21 protein-coding genes are annotated in these 22,561 nt (G+C 50.3%); 11 read left to right on the top strand and 10 right to left on the bottom strand.

What is annotated here, in order from left to right; all coding sequences use genetic code 11:
- Positions 1 to 129: 129 nt before the first annotated feature.
- A complete protein-coding gene (locus FD09_RS04665) occupies positions 130 to 1,200 on the bottom strand; it encodes a YdcF family protein (protein WP_083487536.1) in 1,071 nt (356 codons plus the stop codon).
- Positions 1,201 to 1,280: 80 nt separating this feature from the next.
- Between FD09_RS04665 and FD09_RS04660 the strand changes: the two genes are divergently transcribed.
- Positions 1,281 to 1,940 carry a TMEM175 family protein gene (locus FD09_RS04660; RefSeq protein WP_057818826.1) on the top strand — a complete coding sequence of 220 codons (660 nt, stop codon included), beginning with the start codon at positions 1,281 to 1,283 and terminating at the stop codon, positions 1,938 to 1,940.
- Here FD09_RS04660 and FD09_RS04655 read toward each other — a convergent pair whose 3' ends face one another.
- Together FD09_RS04655 and FD09_RS04650 are read right to left on the bottom strand one after the other, a co-directional pair.
- Positions 1,941 to 2,822 carry a metal ABC transporter solute-binding protein, Zn/Mn family gene (locus FD09_RS04655; RefSeq protein WP_057818824.1) on the bottom strand — a complete coding sequence of 294 codons (882 nt, stop codon included), beginning with the start codon at positions 2,820 to 2,822 and terminating at the stop codon, positions 1,941 to 1,943.
- A gap of 129 nt (positions 2,823 to 2,951) precedes the next feature.
- On the bottom strand, positions 2,952 to 4,145 hold the full coding sequence (locus FD09_RS04650) for a cation diffusion facilitator family transporter (RefSeq protein ID WP_057818822.1): 1,194 nt from the start codon (positions 4,143 to 4,145) through the stop codon (positions 2,952 to 2,954).
- Positions 4,146 to 4,292: 147 nt separating this feature from the next.
- On the opposite strand from FD09_RS04650, the gene FD09_RS04645 reads away from it, so the two are divergent.
- The 4 genes from FD09_RS04645 (at position 4,293) to FD09_RS04630 (ending at position 9,140) form a co-directional block, all read left to right on the top strand.
- The gene (locus tag FD09_RS04645) at positions 4,293 to 5,243 is read left to right on the top strand and encodes an alpha/beta hydrolase (protein WP_057818820.1); all 951 of its coding nucleotides are present in this window, start codon (positions 4,293 to 4,295) and stop codon (positions 5,241 to 5,243) included.
- 117 nt (positions 5,244 to 5,360) lie between these two features.
- Positions 5,361 to 7,715 carry an HAD-IC family P-type ATPase gene (locus tag FD09_RS04640; RefSeq protein ID WP_057819039.1) on the top strand — a complete coding sequence of 785 codons (2,355 nt, stop codon included), beginning with the start codon at positions 5,361 to 5,363 and terminating at the stop codon, positions 7,713 to 7,715.
- Between the two features lie 209 nt (positions 7,716 to 7,924).
- Positions 7,925 to 8,497 carry a hypothetical protein gene (locus tag FD09_RS04635; protein ID WP_057818818.1) on the top strand — a complete coding sequence of 191 codons (573 nt, stop codon included), beginning with the start codon at positions 7,925 to 7,927 and terminating at the stop codon, positions 8,495 to 8,497.
- A 13-nt stretch (positions 8,498 to 8,510) separates the two neighbouring features.
- A complete protein-coding gene (locus FD09_RS04630) occupies positions 8,511 to 9,140 on the top strand; it encodes an NAD(P)-dependent oxidoreductase (protein ID WP_162261475.1) in 630 nt (209 codons plus the stop codon).
- Between the two features lie 61 nt (positions 9,141 to 9,201).
- Here FD09_RS04630 and FD09_RS04625 read toward each other — a convergent pair whose 3' ends face one another.
- Entirely contained in the window at positions 9,202 to 10,236 is a 1,035-nt protein-coding gene (locus FD09_RS04625) for a ribose-phosphate diphosphokinase (protein WP_057818814.1), read from the bottom strand.
- Between the two features lie 148 nt (positions 10,237 to 10,384).
- Between FD09_RS04625 and pepF the strand changes: the two genes are divergently transcribed.
- Positions 10,385 to 12,199, top strand: coding sequence for an oligoendopeptidase F (gene pepF, locus FD09_RS04620; RefSeq protein ID WP_057818812.1), 1,815 nt, complete (start codon positions 10,385 to 10,387; stop codon positions 12,197 to 12,199).
- Here pepF and FD09_RS17000 read toward each other — a convergent pair.
- From FD09_RS17000 to FD09_RS04610, 3 genes are all read right to left on the bottom strand, one after another.
- Positions 12,147 to 12,350 carry a hypothetical protein gene (locus FD09_RS17000; protein ID WP_083487534.1) on the bottom strand — a complete coding sequence of 68 codons (204 nt, stop codon included), beginning with the start codon at positions 12,348 to 12,350 and terminating at the stop codon, positions 12,147 to 12,149. The two genes, pepF and FD09_RS17000, sit on opposite strands and share 53 nt — an antisense overlap.
- Positions 12,351 to 12,470: 120 nt before the next feature.
- Positions 12,471 to 12,851 carry a DUF1694 domain-containing protein gene (locus FD09_RS04615; protein ID WP_057818810.1) on the bottom strand — a complete coding sequence of 127 codons (381 nt, stop codon included), beginning with the start codon at positions 12,849 to 12,851 and terminating at the stop codon, positions 12,471 to 12,473.
- 27 nt (positions 12,852 to 12,878) lie between these two features.
- Complete coding sequence (locus tag FD09_RS04610; protein ID WP_057818808.1) at positions 12,879 to 13,676, bottom strand: glycosyltransferase family 2 protein; 798 nt, start codon at positions 13,674 to 13,676, stop codon at positions 12,879 to 12,881.
- A gap of 74 nt (positions 13,677 to 13,750) precedes the next feature.
- Here FD09_RS04610 and FD09_RS04605 point away from each other — a divergent pair, with 74 nt between their 5' ends.
- Positions 13,751 to 14,554 carry a tyrosine-protein phosphatase gene (locus tag FD09_RS04605; RefSeq protein WP_057818807.1) on the top strand — a complete coding sequence of 268 codons (804 nt, stop codon included), beginning with the start codon at positions 13,751 to 13,753 and terminating at the stop codon, positions 14,552 to 14,554.
- Here FD09_RS04605 and FD09_RS04600 read toward each other — a convergent pair.
- Both FD09_RS04600 and FD09_RS04595 read right to left on the bottom strand, forming a co-directional pair.
- Positions 14,542 to 15,018, bottom strand: coding sequence for a hypothetical protein (locus FD09_RS04600; protein WP_057818805.1), 477 nt, complete (start codon positions 15,016 to 15,018; stop codon positions 14,542 to 14,544). The genes FD09_RS04605 and FD09_RS04600 overlap by 13 nt on opposite strands.
- Complete coding sequence (locus FD09_RS04595) at positions 14,990 to 16,486, bottom strand: glycosyltransferase (protein WP_057818803.1); 1,497 nt, start codon at positions 16,484 to 16,486, stop codon at positions 14,990 to 14,992. Before FD09_RS04595 ends, FD09_RS04600 begins: the two co-directional genes overlap by 29 nt.
- A gap of 99 nt (positions 16,487 to 16,585) precedes the next feature.
- Here FD09_RS04595 and FD09_RS04590 point away from each other — a divergent pair, with 99 nt between their 5' ends.
- Positions 16,586 to 16,870: a hypothetical protein gene (locus FD09_RS04590; RefSeq protein WP_057818801.1), complete on the top strand. Its 285-nt coding sequence runs from the start codon at positions 16,586 to 16,588 to the stop codon at positions 16,868 to 16,870.
- A gap of 26 nt (positions 16,871 to 16,896) precedes the next feature.
- Positions 16,897 to 17,847, top strand: coding sequence for an alpha/beta hydrolase (locus tag FD09_RS04585; RefSeq protein WP_057818799.1), 951 nt, complete (start codon positions 16,897 to 16,899; stop codon positions 17,845 to 17,847).
- 172 nt (positions 17,848 to 18,019) lie between these two features.
- On the opposite strand, the gene FD09_RS04580 is transcribed toward FD09_RS04585, so the two are convergent.
- On the bottom strand, positions 18,020 to 19,222 hold the full coding sequence (locus tag FD09_RS04580) for an acetate/propionate family kinase (RefSeq protein ID WP_057818797.1): 1,203 nt from the start codon (positions 19,220 to 19,222) through the stop codon (positions 18,020 to 18,022).
- A 153-nt stretch (positions 19,223 to 19,375) separates the two neighbouring features.
- Here FD09_RS04580 and FD09_RS04575 point away from each other — a divergent pair, with 153 nt between their 5' ends.
- Positions 19,376 to 21,226: an FAD/NAD(P)-binding protein gene (locus FD09_RS04575; protein WP_057818795.1), complete on the top strand. Its 1,851-nt coding sequence runs from the start codon at positions 19,376 to 19,378 to the stop codon at positions 21,224 to 21,226.
- Between the two features lie 125 nt (positions 21,227 to 21,351).
- On the top strand, positions 21,352 to 22,320 hold the full coding sequence (locus FD09_RS04570) for a DUF1002 domain-containing protein (protein ID WP_057818793.1): 969 nt from the start codon (positions 21,352 to 21,354) through the stop codon (positions 22,318 to 22,320).
- Positions 22,321 to 22,561: the final 241 nt, after the last annotated feature.

Raw genomic sequence — 22,561 nt, 5'->3', positions numbered from 1 at the left:
ACTAGCTTCTGCTGGCCTCCGCCCGTTTAGTGGGGCCCCTGCTTGGTGGAGCCCGTTTGCGTGAGCATGCAAAAGCAACAAAAAAACCGGGACAAGGGTTGTCTCCGGTCAACTATCTTTAGTGATTCGTTAATGGAACGAAACAAGCAGAGCCGCGGCTGCAAATAGCAAGATAAACCCAAGGACGATCATGTGGCGCCTCTTGTGCATGAGGGTGACGGCCACAAATTCGCGGAGAACAGCGTTAGGGAGGTAGTAGAATGAGGTATGCGCACCCTTGCCGTTAGCAGAGAGACCTGCATTGCGGGCGAAAAGACCTGCCCGGAAGATATGGTAATTATTGGATACGAAAATTGCCCGGTAGTGTTTGGTGAGTTCGCGTTTTTGAATTAACGCGTCACTAAAGCGCAGGTTTTCTTGGGTGGTGGTCGACATATCTTCTAGCAGCGTGTCTTCCAGCGGGATCCCATGAAGCACGGCATATGTGCGCATCGCTTTGGCCTCTGAAAGCTTTTCATCAGCCCCTTGTCCCCCAGAAAAAATCATTTTGGGCGCAGGTTGGCCCTTGGCAATTTGCTTGCGATAAAACTTCATTCCCCGTTCGATCCGCGCAGCGAGCAAAGGCGATACTGTATCGCCGTGGAGCAGTCCAGCGCCCAAGACAATGATGTACTGTTGGCGATAACGAATTGGGTAGAATTGGTAAAGAACCAGACTCGTAATGAAGTTAAAAAGAATCAAAGTGCCATAATTCAGGATGGTGTTCACGGTAAAGACCAGTACTTGCAACGGTTGAGGCAGGCGATCTACAAAAATCGTCAAAATGGTCAGGAGTAATAATCCCAGCCCGAGAAACAGCGTGAGCATGTTGGCCAAGCTGTGACTTTCCCGACGCCATACGATCCACGCATTCCACAGCAGCAAAATGGCCATAGATGCCCAAATCAGTGCCAGTATCAAGACAACAATCACAAATGCGGTGCCTGTAATCATAATGAGCAGATTATTCTGAGTCGCTATGATGGTAATACCCAACCACGCCCAAAAAACAACGAAGAAAATATTGAATATGACACCATTCAAAAGGCGGCGGGGTTCTGCCAGCCAGCACCACAGAAACAACGCCAACAAAATCAGTACACTTACCCCGCCGTAGCCAAATACATAGGGGAGATTGGGACTATTGAAAATTGCCAGCATCGCACGTAGGACCACCTATCATTGATTATTCCGAAACAGATATATACTGTAACTGTACCGAGATTTGGGGGGATTGTCCATTGTCAATTAGTCGATTTCAAGCGTTTAGCGATGGCGTTTTTGCCATCCTGATTACCATTCTGGTGTTAAACTTCAGTGTGCCGGAATACACAGTCGGCCACTTAGCTGCGGCTGTCTTAAAACAGTGGCCCACAATGGCTGCGTACATTGTGTCTTACTTCTATGTGGGCACCCTGTGGCTCTTTCACCATGATTACTTCAACACATTGAAAAAAATCGATCGCGGGGTCAACATTCTCAACCTATTACTCCTGTTCAGCATCACGTTGATCGATTATCCGATGTCCCTGGTGGCTCATACGCTGGCGACCGGTAATGTCGCAGACATGCGCCTCGCATTTATTCTATATGACCTGGTGGCGTTGTTTGTTTCCATGACGTTCTTCTTCATGTACTTATACCTGCATCGGCATATGGATTTGAAGGCCGCTCATGTCACCACGGATTTTTATACCACCATCAAATTTGATCCATTGCGCAGTGTGGCTATTTACGGCGCATCGATTGTGGCAGCCTTTTTCTCTATTCCTTTGTCCGCCCTGCTACTAATCCTTGGCATTCTGTTCCACTTCTTTGCCTATCTGCGCATGAGCGGTAATTTACGAAAAGCCAAAGTCAAAAAAATCCCGACGCCGCCGCGCCAGGATTCAGAACACTGATTACTTGTTGGCCGAAGCCGGAATTTCATTGAGTTCCTTGGTCATCCATTCGACGTAGCTTAACCCCTTGGGCTTTGTTTCTGTGACCCGCACCACAGGAACTCCAGACTTTTCAGCCAGAGTCGTTAATTGCGTAATCACCTTGCTGGTCGTTTGGGTATTAACCACGAAAAACTTGATGGACTTGTCTTTAATTGCTTTCTCGACTTTGGTATAAACCGCTGAAGAAGGATCCGTGCCGTTCTCTGTGGCGTTGGCGAAGGCTTCATCCATGACTTTATAGCCCAGCGCATCCAGCATGTTGCCAAAGACTGGCTCAGTCACAGCAACTTCGCCATTGTTGGTGGTCTTCTTTTCATCGATCAGCGGTGTCAGTTTGGCCAATTCCTTCTTGTACTTGGCGCCATTGGCCTCGAAATCTTTTTTATTCTTCGGCTGGAGCTTACTGAACTCGGCCACCAAGGCATCAGTCACTTTGCCCATTGTCTCTGGCCGATACCAAAGATGCTCATTGTCGCCATTTTTCGCACCCACGATCTTAGCCACCGTCAACAGCTTTACTTTGCTGTTGTTGGCGGCTAATTTATTCAACCAATGATCGTAACCTAAACCATTGACCAAGACGACGTTGGCCGCGGCGACCGTTTTGCCATCGGCTGTCGTCGGTTGGAAATCATGGGGGTTCACACTCGTACTATGAATAATCGGCTCGGCTTTACCATGACTACCTAAAACAGCTGCGGCAGGTTCCGCATAAAAGTCGGTGCTGGTGACATATGAAATCTTGTCATTGCCTGCACTGGCATTGCTGTTAGAGCAACCCGTCAAAAATAATCCGACAGATGCAAGTAAAACAAGAACTGGCCAAAATAATTTGCGCATATTAAAAATTTCCTCCTAAATAACAAATAAGGCATAAGCTCTTTTGATTAGCTTATGTCCCAGTATAAGCAGCCCCTGTCCGGGGTGCGTGCAAATATGTTCATATGCACATGTGTACAGACGATACGGTCATAAAACAGTGTGGTCGTGACCTAAGTAGTTGTGGTCAAAATCAATCTCAGTGGTTACATTGGGATAATACCGGCGCAAATCTGCTAGTATCCGTAAATTCAGTGTCTTATCATCCTCAGGATAATTGTCCGGGACCACCACATCGAATTGGACAATCCGAGTGTGATGGGGGCCAGGTTCAATATGAAAATCGTGGGTATGCAGGCCGCCGCCCATCTCCTGAATAATAGTTTGTAATCGCTCATAAACCTCGGCGGTTAAGCGATCATCAATATCGATCGGGTCAATGTGCCCCACCAATTCCACGTTAAATTTCTTCTGGAAATCCCGTTCAATCTTATCAATTTCTTCATGGGCCTGATCCAATGACCAACGGCTATCCAGTTCAATATGCACCGTGGCAAAAATCTGAGTCGGACCATAATGATGGATCATCAAATCGTGAAATCCGAGAATATCATCGTATTTGGACAGCTGATCGGTGTATTTTTGCACCTCTGCGTCTGAAGGCCGAATACCAATCAACTGATTGACCGACCCGCGAATACTCTGAATACCTTCGTAAATCAAATACAACGCCACAAACAAACCGATCCAGCCATCAATTTGAATGTGGGCAAATTGAGATAGAACAGCAGAAATCAATACCGCCGTGGTGGCTACCACGTCTGTTTGACTATCCATGGCGGTCGCCTTTAACGTATCCGAGGAAATTTCATCCCCCATCTGGCGATAAAAGAGATTCTGCCATAATTTAATAAAAATGGAGAGCAGCAGCGTAATCAGTACCACAAACGTGATTCGGTCCGCAGTGGGATGCTGAATCTTGCCGATCGAGCTTTGGACAAAATCAAGCCCTGCAAAGATCATCAACATGGAAACCAATACGCCGCTAATATATTCAAATCGCTCATGACCAAACGGATGGCCGCGATCTGGCCGTTTACCGGCCACTTTGAATCCAACCAGCGTGACGATGGAGCCGGCCGTGTCGGAAAGGTTATTGAAGGCATCCGCCATGATTGCGATGGAACCAGAGAATAAGCCAGTGGCCAGCTTAATCACGAACAACACAATGTTAGACAGCAGGCCGACGATCCCGGCCACCTTGCCCAAACCAGTCCGCTTTGTTTCTTCATCTGCATTGGCATGGGTGCGCTCATATAAAGCAATGACGCTTTTGGCAAACATCGGCAATCTCCTCCTTCAAAAAAATGTCCTACTTCCATTATACAGACTTTGACCAATTGTTTTGTGGGAAATGCCCGAAATCCGGTGAGCTGAAGCCAAAGTGTTAAAATGGATTTTGATAAATTAACGCGTTGGGGGAATTTCAGCATGGCTAAAACAAAGAAAAAGTGGTCCTTTAAGAAGAAACTCACAGTTTGGCTCAGCACAATCGTCGTCTTGCTCCTATTGGTATTGACTGGTGCCAGTCTTTATATGTACAACTACGGGTTTGTCCCCGGCAAGAAGGACTTCTTGAGTAATAAAAAAGATCCTGTCTTGGAACGGAATCAGCGATGGTTGGCGGCCACCAAGAAGTTTACTTGGCACGAAACCGCCGCCAATAGTTCATTGAGGTTAGTGGCCGATTATGTTCCAGCGGTCAAAAAAACGAACAAAACCATTGTAGTCGCGCATGGCTATATGAGTAACAAAGAAGGAATGGCCAACTACATCCGGATGTTTCACAATCTGGGGTATAACGTACTCGCTCCAGACGACCGCGGCCACGGTCAAAGTCAGGGCAACTACGCCGGCTATGGCTGGCCGGATCGGTTGGATGACATCAAATGGGTGAACCAGCTGATCGCGAAAGAAGGTACTCAGACACAGATTAGTCTGTTTGGTGTATCCATGGGCGGCGCTACTGTGATGTTCATGAGTGGCGAGAAACTTCCCAGCCAAGTCAAGGCGATTGTGGAAGATTGCGGTTATTCGTCAATTCATGACGAGTTGGCCTACGAGCTAAAGGAATTGTTTGGTTTGCCGCCTTTCCCGCTGATTAATACGGTCAATATCGTCGCGCAAATTCGGGCAGGATATAACTTTGATGACGGCGATGCACCCACCGCATTGGCTAAAAATAAATTACCGATTTTCTTCATTCACGGCAGTAAAGACACCTTTGTGCCGACCAAGATGGTATATACCAACTATCGTGCGGCCAAGCAGCCAAAACAGTTGTGGGTTGTGCCTGGTGCCACGCATGCCCAGTCTTATGAGAAAGAACCTACCCAATATCGGGCTAAAGTTCAAGCATTTCTTAACCATTACTGGCAATGAGCCAAATCGGGGCGGAACATCGAAGCGTTATGTTAAACTGACGGTGACTCACTAATGCCCCTAATGGCCGTTCTGATAGAAGGAAGTGATCCGCGTTTGGCAACCACCGACGCAAAGATTCAAGAAACCAATTTATCCACTGGCTTAACGACCGCCGAGGTGCAAAAGCGCCAAGCTGCTGGTCAACAGAACACTGCCCCCAAACCGTTAACTCGGACAGTCGGCCAGATTCTGCGGGCCAATATCATCACACTGTTCAACATCATCAACTTGCTACTGGGTGTCTTGATTGCCACGACCGGGTCATACAAGAATCTGTTCTTCTTAGTGGTCGTCGTCGTGAATACGGTCATCGGTACTTTCCAAGAAATTCGGTCAAAGCGGCAAGTCGACAAAGTATCGTTGTTGGCACGGCGACCATTGACAGTCCGCCGTGACGGTTCTGATCAAAAAATAGACCAAGAGGACGCGGTGCTGGACGACTTGCTTGTATTGCGCCGGGGCGATTCCGTCCCTGTGGATGGCATCGTTCGGGAAACGGCTGGCATCGAAGTCGATGAATCCCAAATTACGGGGGAATCCTTGCCCATCCGTAAAAGTGTGGGCGATCCAATGACATCTGGCAGTTTCCTGGTTAGCGGTACGGCCACTGTCCAAGTCACCGCCGTGGGTAATGCCAGTTTCGTGCATAAACTCGCGGCAGAGGCCAAGACCGAAAAAAGAAACAACAACAGTCAGTTATTGGACACCATCAACCAAATTATCCGGTTCATCACTTATGCGTTAGTGCCTTTGGGGGTGCTCTTATTTGCCCGCAGCATATGGCGGGGACGGACGGTCAATTATGCAATCCTGCGTACCAGTGCGGCAATGGTTGGCATGATTCCAGAGGGACTGGTGTTATTAACTTCCGTTGCCTTAGCCGTCGGAGCCATGAATTTGGGCAAGCGGCGTGTGCTGGTTCGGTCACTCACTGCGATTGAGGCACTGGCGCGGGTCGATATTCTCTGCTTAGATAAAACCGGCACCATCACCACTGGTAACCTGTCCGTCACTAAGGTCGTTGCGATGACCGGTTTTACCAATGACCAGGTCCAGCAGTGGCTCGCTCAAGCCATCTACACGATCAACGACGACAATCAAACCGCCATGGCTTTGAAACACTATTTCGCTAAACCAACCGAGTTGGCCCCCGCGCTGCATATCACGCCTTTCTCCTCTGCCCGTAAATGGAGCGGCTTGGGGTTAGCCAATGAAAGCATTTTGTTTGGTGCCCCAGAATTTATGTTCCATGGGTTGCCGGATCATATTTCCCGGGAAATAAATGATGCCGCCAAGGACGGTTATCGGGTGCTAGCCGTTGGTCGCAGTGCCGGTCCAATGACCAATGATACGATCCCCGCCGACCTTACCCTGGTCGGTCTGGTCTATATCGCCGATGAACTACGTAAAGAAGCCACGGGTACATTTGATTATTTACGGACGCAGGGGGTCACGATTAAAGTGATCTCCGGTGACAATCCGCTGACCGTAGCCAATGTGGCTGCCCGGGCAGGAATTCCGAATGCCAATGCGGCCATCGATATGAGTACGGTGGGTGAAGATGCCGATTTTGACCACTTGGTCGCCACCTATACCGTCTTTGGTCGGGTGACGCCGACCCAGAAGCGTAGTTTGGTGAAAGCCTACCAGAGGGCCGGTCACACTGTCGGCATGACTGGTGATGGCGTCAACGACATTCTGGCATTGCGGGAATCAAATTGTGCCATCGTCATGGCCACTGGTTCAGAGGCCGCTCAAGGAATCGCTGACTTCGTGCTATTAGATGCCAACTTCGACGCGATGATTTTCGTACTGAATGAAGGTCGCCGAGTCATCAATAACATCGAACGGGTGGCTTCCCTCTTCCTGGTGAAAACGATCTACTCCATCAGTCTGTCCTTGCTTAGTGTCATCTTCAGTCTGGAATATCCATTTATTCCGATTCAGTTGACGCCCATTTCAGCCCTGACCGTGGGAATCCCCACTTTCTTCCTGGCCCTCCAACCCGACTATCGGCCAATCGCTCGGAAATTCTATGAAAACGTGATGGCCACCGCCGCACCAGGAGCCCTATGCGTCATCATTTACGTCTTGGTAATCGGCGGTTTGAAACAATGGTTGGGCTTTTCAGCCGACACCACCGGTACGTTGACAGTCTTGCTGACCGGGTTGGTTGGTTTCACGGCATTAATGGCTGTGTCTCAACCGTTTGACCGGTTTAAAGTTTTGCTGGTGGTAGTCCTCATGGCGGCGTTCGCGGCTATCTTCATTATCCCAGCAGGTCGGGCATTCTTCAGCCTCACGTCAATCTGGACCGTGCGCAATTTGCTGGTGTGGATTCCGTTAACCGCCACGATTCCGGTGCTGTTCTTCCTGTTGCGAAACTTCTTAAGCAACCAGATTGCCCCACGGATTGCTTGGCGCAGTTAGACTTTGATGTTGATCACCAGTCATTCATTTCCACCTACATTGACGGGTTGGCTTGGCTTTCAAAGCGCCGTCACCACTTGCTACGCCTGCGGCTACGCACTAGCTGCGCGTCGCAGCGCCATTCAGCCGGAGATTGCGCAGCTTTGGCACGGCCGGCCCCCGGCATGAATTTCTTCCCGCTCACACTATTTTGAAAGAAGGTATTTTTCATGACTCAATATCAACTCCACACTGCTGCTGGTCAAGATGTCGCGGTCGATGTGACTGTACAAGACAATTCTATTCTGTTGAAAATTGATAATAATTCCTTTACCTGGACAATTACGGATGCGGGTAAGGCCTTTTTAGCCAGTCCAACTGAGAATATCTGGCCGGGCGGTGAAGGCGGGTCCGCCCCGATTCCTGCCAACGCCATTGGCCGGGCGGCCTTGGAAGAATATAGTCACCAATCTGGCCGGCGCGTGGTTTGCGGCGAGATAGAAACCGTCAGTCAATACGTTGATCGGGGTAACACCGCCGGGGTGATGCCCGTGCAAATTCGGGCTTATCGCTGCACCGATGAAGATATATTCCATATTCATTTCTTCCGCGAAGATGAAACCGATCATCACAATTACTCCATGTATCGTGATTTACCACAAAGTCTGGTCGGTCAACTCATGGCCGCGGATCGCTTATTTGCCATTGATTTTACGGACAAGGTCCGCGCCGCCATCTTTGGTCGGACCCTCGGCGAGTTCCTCACCAATTTAACTATGTTGCAACCGGGTCAACCGAAGTGAGAGGATGACACCATTGAAAATCGGTATTATTGGCGCCACTGGCCGAGTCGGTCGGCATTTGGCTGATGAGGCCTTGGCGCGGCAAGCGGACGTGCGCGGATTTGTCCGACACATTCCGCTATCGCATCCCCACGCCCTTAAACTGATTCAATCTGACTTGTTTACACTGACTGAACAAGATATTGCAGGCTTGGACGTGTTGATTAGTGCATTTCGAACCGCACCAGGTCGGGAACATGATTATGTCACTGCAGTGGAACATTTGGTTAGTCTCGTCCGCGCCGAACCAATTCGTCTGATTATTGTGGGCGGCGCCGGCAGCAGTTTTACCGACGATCAGAAGAAAACCTATTTCTACCAAACCCCGGATTTTCCACCATCGATCTATCGTATTTCCATGAATGTCGCCAGCGTCGCTAAGACCCTGGACTTCACGCCGAATATTAACTGGACCATGGTTTATCCAGCTGAATATTTCTTACCTGATGGCGACCGTACAGGGCATTATCGGACCAGTGCCGGTATCTTGATTCGCGATCAGAACGGCCGCTCCGCAATCAGTATGGCGGATTACGCCGTGGCAGTGTTAGATGCAATCGAAAAACCGCAGTATCCAAATCAAGAAATGAGTGTCGCATGGTAAGCACATCAACCCACAAAAATACCAGCCATCTAGTTTAGACGGCTGGTATTTTTGTATGGAATTAATAATCTTTTTGCTCTTTAGCGGTGTCCTTGGTCAGGTCGTTCACCATGAACATTTCCTCTGCTTCCCGTGATTCGTACAGTTCATCAACCGATTGATTTTGATAAATCATCCGAATAGCCTGGGCAATCAGCGGGCCGACAGACAACTGAACAAAACGATCACGAATCTTGTCCTCTGGTAATTGGATCGTGTCCGTAAAGACAATTTGTTCAAACGGTGCCGCTTCCAGCTTGTCGACTGCGCCAGCGGAAAATACGGCGTGCGTAATACCCGCGTAAATGCGTTTAGCACCAGCTGCTTGCAAGGAATAGGCCGAAGCAGCCATCCGAGTACCTGTATCGATCATATCGTCGACAATAATCGCAGTTTTATCCTTCACGTCCCCGATAATGTCCATCGGGTCCACAGTATCATCTGTCTCATCCCGCTTGTCTACGATGGCAATGGGCGAACCAAAATATTCACCTAAAGCCCGCGCCCGCTTGGTGGTCGAATGATCCGGCGCCACGACCACGATGTCATCGCCGCTTCCCAGATTTTGCTTGAGGAAATAAGTGGCAATTAACGGAATGGCCTGTAAATGATCCACCGGAATATCGAAGAATCCTTGAATCTGATCCGCATGCAGATCCACCGCGACGATCCGGGTGGCACCATCCATCTCGATCAAATTGGATACCAGCTTGGCCGTGATCGGTTCCCGCGACCGAGTCTTGCGATCTGCCCGAGAATAACCATAATATGGCAGCACCACATTAATTGTCCGTGCCGATGCCCGTCGCAAGGCGTCGATCATGATCATTAATTCCATAAAGTTCTCATTGACCGGATCAGCTACCGACTGGATAACGAAACAGTCATCCCCTCGCACACTGTGGTCAATATTGACTTGAATTTCACCATCGCTGAAATGCTTGACAGTGGCACCGCATAGCGGCATCCCGACTGCGTCGGCAATCCGCTGAGACAACGTCGGATTGCTGTTCAACGAAAACAACTTCAATTCTGGTATGTTACCCTTCTTAACCATGAGCGCCTCCAAAAGTTTTCACTAGTGTCATTATAATGGAAATTTCCTTCGCTGGCGACTGTTCCACCAGTTTCACTAAAAAAAGTCCGGAAATTCTGATCGGCACTATGCTAAACTGATGTCAATCATTGTTGAGAGGATGATTTTAATGACTGAACCGACTGCCTTACCGCTCCGTGCCGCTGTCCCTGAAAAATATACCTGGGACCTCACGACTTTGTATCCAACGGAAAAAGACTTCCATAACGCGTTACAACAATTTGCGACGGACTGTGCCGACTTTGTCAAAAATTACACTGGTCAAATTGATGACGCCCAAACTGCCTTAGAGGCATTGCCAGCGTATGCAGCGATTAATCGCGCCAGTGACCATTTAGGTACTTATGCCGAACTCTCCACATCAACTGATTTGACCAATGCCCACTTCCGTCAATTAGCTACCCAGGCGGAAGCTGTGCTCACCAAGGCCGAGGCCGATCTCACCTTTTTCACCAGCGCTTTGATGGACTTGCCGGATACCGAATTGGCCAAAGTTGCCGCCACCAATGATGACTATGCGCCTCTAGTACGGCATATCCGCCGGGATAAAAAAATTCGGTTAGATCCAGCCACTGAATCTGCGTTGGCCCAATTGCAACCGACATTGAATGCATTCAGTACCATCTATGGTCAAACCCGGTCAGCAGATATGCGCTTCCCTGACTTCATGGTGGCTGGCAAAACTTACCCGTTATCCTTCACCATGTATGAAGATCTCTACGCCTATAGTCCAAATACGGCTGTGCGGCGGACCGCTTTTCATGAATTCTCTAAAGTGCTGGCCCAATACCAAAATACCGTAGCCGCTAATTATTATGCCCAGGTCACTAAAGAAAAACGTATGGCGACTCTGCGCGGCTTCGATTCAGTCGTAGACTACCTGCTTTACGATCAGGAAGTGGATCGCAGCATGTTCAATCGTCAAATTGATTTGATCACCAACGAGTTCGGCCCGGTGATGCAACGCTACATCACCCACTTAAAAGAGGCCCGAGGCTTAGACGAAATGCAGTTTGCTGATCGGCTCATTGATTTGGATCCAGACTTTGCGCCCCAGGTCAGTGTAGAAGATTCTAAACATTATATTAGCGATGCGGTGGCCCAGCTCGGCGAAAAATATCACGACATGATCATGCAAGCCTACCCAGAGAGATGGGTGGATTTCTTGGGTAATATCGGTAAAGAAACCGGCGGCTTTTGTGCCCAGCCCTATCGCAGCCATCCGTTGATCCTGATGTCTTGGACCCACGAATTGGCCGATGTGTACACCCTCGTCCATGAGCTGGGGCACGCCGGTCAAGGGATTATGTCCGCTCAAAGCCACGGTCCCTTAGCGTTTACCCCTTCCACGTACATTATCGAATCACCGTCCACTTTCAACGAATTATTATTAACCAATTCACTGATTGCCCACACCAATGATGCGCGGATGAAACGGTTCGCCTACACGAAGTTACTGACTAATACGTACTTCCACAACTTTATTACCCATCTGCTGGAAGCGGCGTATCAACGGGAAGTGTACGCATTGGTGGATGCGGGTGAAAGCTTCGATGCCCAAACACTGAACGACATCACCCGCACGGTATTCAAACGGTTTTGGGGCGATAGCATGACATTTGACGCCGACAGCGATCTGACTTGGATGCGTCAATCTCATTATTACATGGGCTTGTATTCCTACACCTATTCCGCCAGCCTGACCGTCGCCACCCAAGCCTTCCTGCGTATTCGCGACCACCAACCAGGGGCCGTCGACAATTGGCTTCATTTCTTGCAACTGGGCGACAGCTTGGACCCGATCCAGTCGGCGAAAGTGGCAGGGGTGGATATCACCACCGACGCCCCGCTGCACAACACAATCCAATATCTCAGCAGTGTGGTGGATGACGTGATTCAGCTCTCAAAAAAACTCGACCACTAGTTGATAGAAGCACCAAGATAAAAAAGTAGCACCAAAAGTCGTCCTCACCGGCCGTGCTCATGCTGCGCAATCTCCGGTGGCAGGGGGCTGGAACGTGGTGACGGCGCTTCGAGCCTGCAAAGTGCGCAGTCTCAAAGTCGCCTAACAGCATATAAACTTGGCCAAGACCGGGCCAAGTTTATTGCTGTTCCCACCACTGAGCCCCCTGCCACCTCCGATTGCTCCGCATGAGCACTGGTTGTGTGGAAATAGATTCTTTGGTGCTACTTTTTTAATTTAACGTAATCCGCTTTTTCAACGGCCCTTTTGTGTCGGCAATCACCACGGCCATGTCTTGCGGCTGAGCCGTTTCTGAATGAACCCGGACGCCGGATTGGGTGACCAGTGTGAAGGGGTAATCGGCCGCTAGCGCCATTCGCAAAAGTTGTTTCTGCATCGTTGGTCCTAACCGACCGTTGATATAAAGATGCCCCGTGGGTAATGCCTGGATTGTCTTTTGCACTAAGGCCACCGGTAAACCGTTTTGAACCTGCCCCACCGTCAGTGCCAGTGCCACTCGATCCCGAAAATTACCAAGAAATTCGTGCTTATCGTCGGGATTGATTGTTGGATTGCCAAACATGTGGGCCTTGATATACTTCTCGACATCCATCATCGTGTTCACCTCAGCCGAATGCGGCTACTCGTTGATGTTCACTTTGTTCGTCAATGCCTTCTTATGCGCTCGCGAACGATCCTGATTAGCTCGGGCCACGTTAATCACATGCTGAATGCGGGCATTGACGACCACGATGTCCCGCGCTTTTTTTGCCCGATTAATGCCCTTATGGATTGCACTGTCGTCGCGCTGCACATAGTGATACAACGGTTCATTACTCAAATAATAATAATCACCCAGTAAAATGTACCGGGTATTAAAAAGCTGGTCCTCCATTAGGGCCACATCCGTATCAAACCGTAATCGATGCTTACTGATTAGTGCCCGCCGATAACACTTGTTCCATAAATATCCGCCAATCGGGCTATTCATGCGATTCACATAGTTGACCATCGTCTTTTGATCGACAATGCCCCGCTTACGAATGCGGCTGCGTTTGCCAAGTGGTTCTTTGATGAATCCGCACGATACCATGGCCACTTCGGGATGAGCAGCAAACTGGTCCATGTACCATTCGATTTGATTAGGCTCCACCCAGTCATCACCATCAGCGAACGCTAAAAAATCCCCAGTGGCCGCTGCCAAACCCGCATTGCGGGTACGTGAAATACCCACGTTGGTCGGCATTTGAACCAATTGTACACGGGAATCAAGACGCGCAAACTCCTGCGCCACCGCGCTGGTTTGATCTGTTGAACCATCGTCAACAATGATGACCTCCAGATTGTGGTAGGTCTGCTGCAAAATCGATTGAACACTGCGATTAAGTAAAGTTTCTAAGTTATATGCCGGGACAATAACGGATACGAGCGGTTGCAAGTGCAGATACCACCTTTCGCAAGTATTATAACAGACGGAGCGACAGTTGCTATAATGGAAGTGAGGTGAAAGAAATGGCTAACCGTGTTGTACCCATCGACGGCAGTGTCAATTTACGCGAATTAGGCGGTATTCCCACTGCAGATGGCCGCACCATTAAGTCCCACCAAATATTACGCGCAGGTACTTTGTCGGGCGTCACTCGCAAAGGCCAACAGCAACTTTGGGACTATGGGGTGCGCGTCGTCATTGATTTTCGTTCCCAATCAGAAGTGGATAGCACCCCTGATCAATTACCCGCTCAGATTGCCTACAATCACGATCCAGTTTATTCCATGACAGCTGGAGATAATGCCGGGGTGTTTGCCAAAATCAAAGCATTCTTCCATGGCCAATCGCAACCGCCCAAGGACTCCTTTGAATACGCGCCAGGTCTGGCCGGACTGTACCAACAGATCATCCTGGACCCGTTCAGTCAACGGGCGTACGCGTTCATGTTTCAGCAACTGCTTACCCACACCACTGCCAACCAGAGTGTCTTGTTCCATTGTGCCGCCGGCAAAGACCGCACAGGCATTGGCGCTGCACTCATTGAAAAAGCCCTGGGCGTGAGCCAGGCAGTGGCTGTCCAGGACTATTTATTGACGAACTTGGTTTTGGGCGGCATGAGCGATGACGAAATTGCCCACTACTTACAGGATCCCCAGGCGGATAGCCAGATCACCAAGATGAATATGATGATGGGGGAAGAAACCAATATTCCTGCCGTTTATTCCGCGATTGATGAAGTTTACGGCAGCTTTGTCGATTTTTGGGAAACAGGATTGGGATTTAGCCAAAAAGATTTAACCGATCTGCAATCCCATTATTTAGAATGAGTCTGATCATTGTGACGGTCATTAATCTTAGTTGATTGATGGCCGCTTTTTGTATCCTCCTCGTTATCCAACCGCTTCTGCAGATGATTACCCACAATAAAGACAGTAATGAACCCTGGTAATAATGAAATGAGGGCCAAGGTGCCAAAACCAGACCAGTAGAATCGATTACCCTCTAAAGCATAGGCATCCACCAAAATAATGGCCCAAAAGATTGCCGAATACAGCAAGAATCGTTCATTCGCGGACCAGTTATTCAGCGGCAACAGTACTGGTAGAGCCACGATTAATGTCATATATAGCGCATTAACCAGTGGCTGTTTAATGAACAATCCAGTGAGTGGTTGATGCAGGATCCAGCTCACCAGTACCGTTAGCGCCATGAAAAGAGCGAAGAAAAACAGCGTGTACAGCCACGGGTAACGAAACGGCCAATTAGGATTCTTGATCTTCGTTCTGATCACCTCCACCAAGGTTTTGCCACTGTCGAACAAGTGCGTCCTCAGTATACTGCTGGGCGATGGTTTGAGATGTTTTTTGGGCGGTGTTTAAACTTTTTTTATGGTGCAAAAGATCTTGAATTGCCCGAGTCATTAGCGTGTTTTGCCCCGCCGCCACGACGGTCCCATTTTCACCCCGGCGAATAAAGGGATTCACTGCATCCGGGTGATCTGTCGCCGCCACAATTCCCAGCCCATAGGCCAATGCACTAATCATGAAGGCGGGCGCCGGATATGGATCCACAGTCACAAAAATTTGATTCGTGGTCAAGGCCGCCTGCCACTGCTGGGGCGCCGTCAGGAATTGGACACTGCCCACCTGCTCATTGGCTGGCGTCACCACTGGCGTGCTGGCCAGATGAGGCTGATAAATGGTCAAACGAATTCCGGCCACTTGTTGCCGTAAAGTGGTAAATAGGTTCATCAGCACCCGGAGTCCTGCCCCCTGATCGTCCTCGCCTAAATAGGCCAACACAGTCCCGTGGGGCCGTTTAACCAACGGCGGAATCTCACCGGTGGGGAATTCAGCATGATACGGAAATTGCGCCACCATTAATTGTTCCCCCGTACGGGCGGCCCATCTGGTGGCGATGACCGCATCCGGGACGATCACCCCGCTGAAATCATGTAATAATGTCTGCATGTGATCCCACAATGAATCAGTTTGTGTTCGGTGCAGCAAAGAACTGTGGTGGGCAAATACCAGCCGCCGCGGCGTCGTCATTGCGGCCAGAGCATGTAATACCACTGGCGTATCCTGAGCCACCACCGTGCTCTGGGCCAGGTGACCATCCCGGGTGATCATATCACTCAGCAAAACGCCCATGGCGTGGGCCATATCAGTGCAGACCACCTCGCGCCCAGCCAATGCCGGTAAAATCACCATCCCGCCTCGAGCGACATGGTGCGGCACTGGGGTAAAGTATTGTTCCAATACTGCCGCCCCGTGAACATCCCAATAGATTTCCTGTTGCACATCGCCCACGGTGTTGAGATATTGGCTTACCGATTTGAAGCCGCGCCGATCATAGAAGTCCCGTTTACGTACAATGTCTCCCGGGGCATAATAATCGACATAGTCCAGCTGCGGGGAGTCGATGATCGTGTGCACCACCGCCAAACGCTGGCCGTCCCGATGATATTCTTGGGTAGCCATATTAATCTGCCAATCCTGCTGCCGACCTAAATGGAGATCCCGAAAGGTCAGCACCCGTTTGCTCAACTGCCCAACTTGTTGCAGTTCGTCCCAAACGTTGCGAACCAGCTGCTGGGCCGCACCATTCACAGGCGTCCGTTTGAGTAATCGATCATAATTCATCGTAAGCACGGTGGCGGCAGTCTGGTACTTTTGCAAAATTAGTGCCAGATCGATGCTTTGGGGGACAAAAGTGTCCGTCCCTTCTGGCAATTCATTTCCTAGAAAATAAAGCATGGCGGGAATCCTTTCTACAGTCAGTGCACGAGTGGTCTGGTAATCCGGTGGAGCGAATATGCTAAAATAAAACAGAATTCAGATGGAGGTAAAACAACAATGGCTAAATGGACTTTGGATGCTGATACATCCCATGGTGTCGTATATTGGCTCGCCTATTGGATCATTTTGGGCGGTGCACTGACCGCGTTACTTTGGTGGGGCAGCTGGCTGCTGGGCAGCACCTGGCCGGTATTGACCGCGCTGACCGTCTGGGGCGGCGCCACGGTGTTACTGGCGATCACCACCCTGCTGTTCAGCCCATTCGTGATTACGGTCTGTTTGGTCTTGGGCTTTGTCAGTATTTTGGTACTCTTCATCGCGACCCTGATTCACCTATTATAAGATATCGACACTGAAAGGAGCGAGTCATGAAATTAAAGAAAGTATTGCAAATTGGTGCCCCACTCGCCTTCTCGACGGGGACCGCTGTAGTCTCTGCCATTTTATATCAATATGCATTCAAACGGGCGGATGTCCCCGCCCAACCACCACGGATCACCGCAGATTCACCCTATTACGTCGGTGACCAATGGTATCAACAAGTCGCCAAGGAAAAGTGGCAGTTGAATCCCAGCGATCCTGAGCAGCAAATCCAGGGCTTCTATATTCCAGCGAAGGATCCGGACTCGAAAAAGGCCGTTATTATTTCCCACGGATACAAAGGCGAAGCCCGCAACATGGCAGGCAGCGCTAAGCTGTTTTGGGATGATGGCTACCATGTTTTGATGCCGGACAATCGCTCCCATGGCGGCTCGGCCGGCAAGTATATCAATTTTGGTTTGCTTGATCGATTGGATTATTTAGACTGGATCAATAAAATGATTGCGCGGTTGGGACCGGACTGTGAGATCGTCCTCTACGGAATCAGCATGGGCGGTGCAACGGTCATGATGGTCAGTGGTGAAGAACTGCCCAGTCAGGTGAAAGCAATTATTGAGGATTGCGGCTATTCGTCGGTGACGGAGGAACTCACATATCAGATGCGGGTTCAGTTCCATTTGCCAAAATGGCCATTTTTGCCGGTGGTTAGTGGGATCAACCGGATCACTTTGGGTATTTCATTGAACGATTCGGTATCGTCGATCAGTCAGTTGCACAAGAATACGCGACCGATTTTCTTTATTCATGGGGCTGAGGATACGTATGTGCCGACTTATATGTGTATTGATTGTTTTAATGCGACGGACGCGCCGAAGGATATGTGGATCGTGCCGCATGCCACGCATGCGAGTTCCTATGCGACTGATCCGGGGGAGTATACGCGGCGGGTGCAGCGGTTTTTGGCGAAGTATGTGCCAGCGGAGAAAGAACGGGATTAAGACTCTAGTCCACTCTTGCCGTGCCAAAGCTGCGCAATCTCCGGTGGCAGGTGGCTGGAACGCTGTGACGGCGGTTTGAGCCACCTGCCACCTACGATTGCTCCGCATTGGCACTAACTCAGACGAAGCTCAAAAACATTGTCTCCGCGTTAAACAAGAGATAATAAAACCATCAATTCTTTGCGCGGTGGGCGACGATGGCCATGACGTCGCGGGCGATCATGACTTCCTCGTTGGTGGTCACGACCATGGCTTTAATTTTTGATTCCGGCATCGTCAACATGCCGGTGCCTTGAATCGCCATTTTCGCTGGATTCTCAGCGATGCCCATGAAAGCGACGCGGTCGAGGATGCGGTGGCGGATGTAGCCGATGTGTTCGCCGACGCTGCCGGTGAACACGATGACGTCCAGACCATGCATTTCTGCGGTATAGGCGCCGATGTACCGCACGACAGAATTGACAAAGATTTGTTCCGCCATGGCCGCCCGCTCGTTACCGAGTGAGGCGGCTTTGTCGATCTCTCGGAAATCTTGGGAAAAGCCGGTTAAGCCCAGCATACCTGAATGGTCATTGAGAATCTTAATCATTTGATCGAAGGTTTTATCAGTCTTTTTTGCCAAATACGCCACCAGTGAAGGATCAATATCCCCTGACCGGGTACCCATAGTGAGCCCAGCCAGCGGGGTGAAGCCCATGGAGGTGTCCAGTGAGTGGCCCGCTTGGACGGCCGTGGCAGAGGAGCCGACGCCGAGATGAATGGAAATCATGCGCAGATCCTCCAGGGGAATCCCTAAGTACTTGGCCGCTTCATGGGCCGCAAAGTCATGGCTGGTGCCGTGGGCGCCATAGCGACGGGCACCGAACTTTTTATAATACGATATCGGAATGCTGTATAGAAAATTCACTGGCGGCATCGTCTGGTGAAACGCAGTATCGAATACAGCCACCATTGGTGTCTTGGGCAGGCGATGCATGAATGCACCCATATAATCCGCTTCAATCGGGTTATGCAGCGGCGCATATTCGGACAACCCCCGAACATCATCAATGACACGTTCGTCTACTCGTGTCGGGGCTGAGAACTCTTCGCCGCCGGCCACCACCCGGTGCCCCACCCCAGTCACGTCATCTGGATCAGCTAAAACATCCATTTTCGCTAAGTCAACCAAGACTGTGTTGACCGTGGCCGAGACATCCGTGAGACCGTGTCGAAAGGTGCGCTGCTTACCGGCAGGGGTCGTGATTGTTAAAACCGCCTCTGGGGTATTTGCCTGTTCAATTTTTCCTGCTGCGAGTGCAATCTCTGCAGGCATTTCGATCACTTCAAATTGGAGTGAGGTGTTCCGCGCATTAATTGCCAGTACTTTTGCCATGAAAATCCTGCTTTCCACCATTGAGTTCACTAATTTTCATTATAACATCCCACCTTCCATTGTCTTCGCCACCAAGCAAACAGCTCCGGTGAAATGACCAAAAATGGTAGAATAAAGGTATTGTTTTTCAATACGCTGCAAAGGAGATTTCCCATGAAGATTGCAATTGTCGGTGCGGGTCCCCGCGGTTTGATGACCATGGAGCGCCTTGTCGCATGGCAGCAACGCGACCACTTTCCATTGACGATATCGATTTATGATCCTGCCGGGATTGGCGGGAAGGTCTGGCAGCCCACCCAACCGTTGGCTTTGATCATGAACACCATTCCTATCCAAATCACCCTATTCACGGATAGGAGTGTCCGCTTGAGCGGTGGCCCTGTAACCACTGGGCCCAACCTTTATGAATGGGCCCACACCATCGCTGCGAACTGGTTGCCGCAACAACCTTGGCCGACACAGACGGCGTTGCAGCAAGAGGCAGCTCAGTTACACCCCCGGGGTTATGCCACCCGTGCGCTTTATGGGGCTTACACGCATTGGTTTTACGAGTACGTCACAACCCATGCATCTGCTGAGACCGAGATTCATTTTTCACCGATGATGGTCACCGATCTGCAGTGGCAAGATGACCACACAGTGCTGCTCCAAACAGCTGCCGGAACAACCACTTTCAATGGCGCCGTGTTAGCCTTGGGCTATAGTGAAAACCAACTGCCCGCTGATCAGCAAAAGTTAGCCGATCATGCGGCCGCGAACAAGGGCTTGCACTACATCCCCCAACGCAACCCAGCGGATGCCGATCTGTCCAACATTGACAATACGGATACCGTGATCTTGCGCGGGTTGGGCCTTAGCTTCTTTGATTACACCACCCTGCTTACCGCCGGTCGCGGCGGCACCTTCACGGAATCAGCCGAGCACGGGTTTAAATACCATCCCAGCGGTCGTGAACCCCGCATTCTGGCTAGTTCCCGCAGCGGGTTCCCGTACCGGGCCAAGGGGTATAACGAAAAAGACGACGGCGAAGAAGATACTCCGCAGTTTCTGACTGCCGCCCGCTTAGCCGCTTGGAAAAAAGCCGGTCATGTCGCGGGTGCGGAATTTTGGCAGCTATTACAGGCGGAAGTGGAATACGTCTATTACAGTTTGCTGGTTCAAAGGGAGTTTTCAGCCATTGATTTGTCTCAACTCCAAGACCAGATGCGGAAAACCGCTACCCCCACAGCGGCTGCTCAAGCGGCCGGTGTGCCGACCGCTCAACTGTGGCAGTGGCCAACGATTTTGGCACCACGCAAAGCTACCGATGCCGCCCAGTACGCTGACTATTTGCTCAATTACTTAATCCAAGATTATCAAGAAGCGGAAAAAGGCACCAAAACCGGACCGTTCACCAGTGCCTTGGAAGTTTTACGGGATATGCGCGATCCGATTCGCCAAATTGTGGAAACCGGCCTATTGACCGATGACGACTATGACCATGTCTTTCTCCATGAATTCCAACCGGCTAATGATTTCCTGTCTATCGGTCCACCCGCCCATCGTATTCAGGAACTGGCCGCTCTGATTGCCGCTGGCGTGGTGACGATCGTTGGCCCGGACATGACCGTATCTCCCACCACGGGCGGTTTCACAGTATCGTCCCAGGCCTATTCAGACCGCACCTATCGCGGAAATGTCCTCATTGAGGCCCGTTTGCCGGCGGTTCATTACCAGACGGCGATTAATCCGTTATTACGACAAATGAACGCTCATGGCCTGCTCCATGGTTACGTTTTACACCCGTCGGGACAAACCGTCCCAACGGGTGCCGTCACTGTTAATCGCCAAAATGCTGCGCTGATTACTGCGACAGGTCAAGAGTTACCGAACGTGGCTCTTTACGGTATTCCCACTGAGGGTTACCACTGGCTAACCACCGCCAGTCCGCGCCCCGATGTGAATGATCTCTCACTGCGAGAGACGGATGCACTGGTGGCAGCACTGATTCAACATCTTAGCTAGCCGCCCTCGGTCTACAGACCGATTTTACTTACAGCAAGTTTAAGAAAGCCCATCCGCCGTCAAGGGGGTGGGCTTTCCTGGTAAACTAAAATTATCAAAGAAGTTATTCAGGAGGAATTCCAATTATGCGTCGATTGACACGCTATCTATTAATTATCTTGGCGGCCGTCACCAGCTTGCTCGCACTGGCGACACCAGCCCACGCCGCCAGCAACGATTGGAGCGAACCCATCGTCACGCTGGGCAGCAGTTTAACAGACAGCCAGCGCAGCGGAACGGTTTCCACGCTGACCCAATCGTTCAACGGCAGCAATTACAACACCATTACGGTCAATGGGGCGACCTTGGTCAAATATCTCAACCCCAGCGGCGCCAACTTCACTACCAGTTCCGGTGTATGGTCCAGTGCCGCCGTGCAAAAGACCAGCAGCGGCAGCGGGATTAATGTCCAGATCTTGGACTATAACGGCAAAAACAACATTACCCAAATTACCGCGGATCAGTATAAAAATGCCGCGTTAACCGCTGGTGTCACCGATGCCAATATTTACGTCACTTCCGCGGTACCCATTGACGGTTCCGGCGCCTTAGCCGGGGTTTATGCGGCGTTTGCCCAAAATGGTGATGCCCTTAACCAAAGCCAAGTCACTGCCGCCCAAAATGAAATGGGGACCTTAAACGATATTACCCAGGCCAACAAGGGTAAGGACGGTTACTCTGACGCCCAATTGAACAATGCCGTGGCCGGCGCCAAAGAAGAAATGGCCAAACAAGGTACCAACATCACCGTGGGCCAGATCACCACGATTGTGAACAATCAGTTGAACAAAAATAATCTGGGTACAATTATCAACAACAACCAGAAACAACAGATTATCAATGTCTTAGTACAGGTCCGCGATTCTGGGGCATTAAAGAGTGACAGCTTCAAGGAGCAGGCCGGTAAAGTGATGAGCGACATTCAAAGCTCAGCCAAAGGTATTTTCGATAAGCTCAACACCCAGGAAAACCGCAACTTCTTGCAAAAGATTCTCGACAGCATCGGCCAATTCTTCCAGAGTGTGTGGAAGGAAATCCAGGGACTGTTCAGTTAATCAAGTTCCTAACGGGTTGAAATTCGTGGCAGAGCTTTACAGTATGAATGCATGTCGTGCCAATGCGGAGCAAGCGGAGGTGGCAGGGGGCTCAGCTGTGGAAACGTCACAGCGTTCCAGCCCCCTGCCACCGCAACTTGCGGAGCATTGGGACGGCAGCCAACGACAATTATTAATTTACACTTAGATTCCCGAAGGCTCAGACGTTGTCTGGGCCTTGTTTGCATTCCTAGAAATCGTT

Origin of the sequence: Schleiferilactobacillus perolens DSM 12744 (assembly GCF_001435585.1) — a bacterium.
Taxonomy (GTDB): Bacteria; Bacillota; Bacilli; order Lactobacillales; family Lactobacillaceae; genus Schleiferilactobacillus; species Schleiferilactobacillus perolens.
Note: the sequence above shows the minus strand (reverse complement) of the source record. Positions and strands in the feature narration are given on the sequence as shown.

Excerpts from the sequence above, each read along its gene's own strand:
- FD09_RS04570 (WP_057818793.1), top strand. The coding sequence starts at position 21,352 with ATGCGTCGATTGACACGCTATCTATTAATTATCTTGGCGGCCGTCACC.
- FD09_RS04585 (WP_057818799.1), top strand. The coding sequence starts at position 16,897 with ATGAAATTAAAGAAAGTATTGCAAATTGGTGCCCCACTCGCCTTCTCG.
- FD09_RS04595 (WP_057818803.1), bottom strand. The coding sequence starts at position 16,486 with ATGCTTTATTTTCTAGGAAATGAATTGCCAGAAGGGACGGACACTTTT.
- pepF (WP_057818812.1), top strand. The coding sequence starts at position 10,385 with ATGACTGAACCGACTGCCTTACCGCTCCGTGCCGCTGTCCCTGAAAAA.
- FD09_RS04605 (WP_057818807.1), top strand. The coding sequence starts at position 13,751 with ATGGCTAACCGTGTTGTACCCATCGACGGCAGTGTCAATTTACGCGAA.
- FD09_RS04650 (WP_057818822.1), bottom strand. The coding sequence starts at position 4,145 with ATGTTTGCCAAAAGCGTCATTGCTTTATATGAGCGCACCCATGCCAAT.
- FD09_RS04625 (WP_057818814.1), bottom strand. The coding sequence starts at position 10,236 with ATGGTTAAGAAGGGTAACATACCAGAATTGAAGTTGTTTTCGTTGAAC.
- FD09_RS17000 (WP_083487534.1), bottom strand. The coding sequence starts at position 12,350 with ATGCTGTTAGGCGACTTTGAGACTGCGCACTTTGCAGGCTCGAAGCGC.
- FD09_RS04635 (WP_057818818.1), top strand. The coding sequence starts at position 7,925 with ATGACTCAATATCAACTCCACACTGCTGCTGGTCAAGATGTCGCGGTC.
- FD09_RS04615 (WP_057818810.1), bottom strand. The coding sequence starts at position 12,851 with ATGGATGTCGAGAAGTATATCAAGGCCCACATGTTTGGCAATCCAACA.
- FD09_RS04655 (WP_057818824.1), bottom strand. The coding sequence starts at position 2,822 with ATGCGCAAATTATTTTGGCCAGTTCTTGTTTTACTTGCATCTGTCGGA.
- FD09_RS04645 (WP_057818820.1), top strand. The coding sequence starts at position 4,293 with ATGGCTAAAACAAAGAAAAAGTGGTCCTTTAAGAAGAAACTCACAGTT.
- FD09_RS04575 (WP_057818795.1), top strand. The coding sequence starts at position 19,376 with ATGAAGATTGCAATTGTCGGTGCGGGTCCCCGCGGTTTGATGACCATG.
- FD09_RS04665 (WP_083487536.1), bottom strand. The coding sequence starts at position 1,200 with ATGCTGGCAATTTTCAATAGTCCCAATCTCCCCTATGTATTTGGCTAC.
- FD09_RS04580 (WP_057818797.1), bottom strand. The coding sequence starts at position 19,222 with ATGGCAAAAGTACTGGCAATTAATGCGCGGAACACCTCACTCCAATTT.
- FD09_RS04590 (WP_057818801.1), top strand. The coding sequence starts at position 16,586 with ATGGCTAAATGGACTTTGGATGCTGATACATCCCATGGTGTCGTATAT.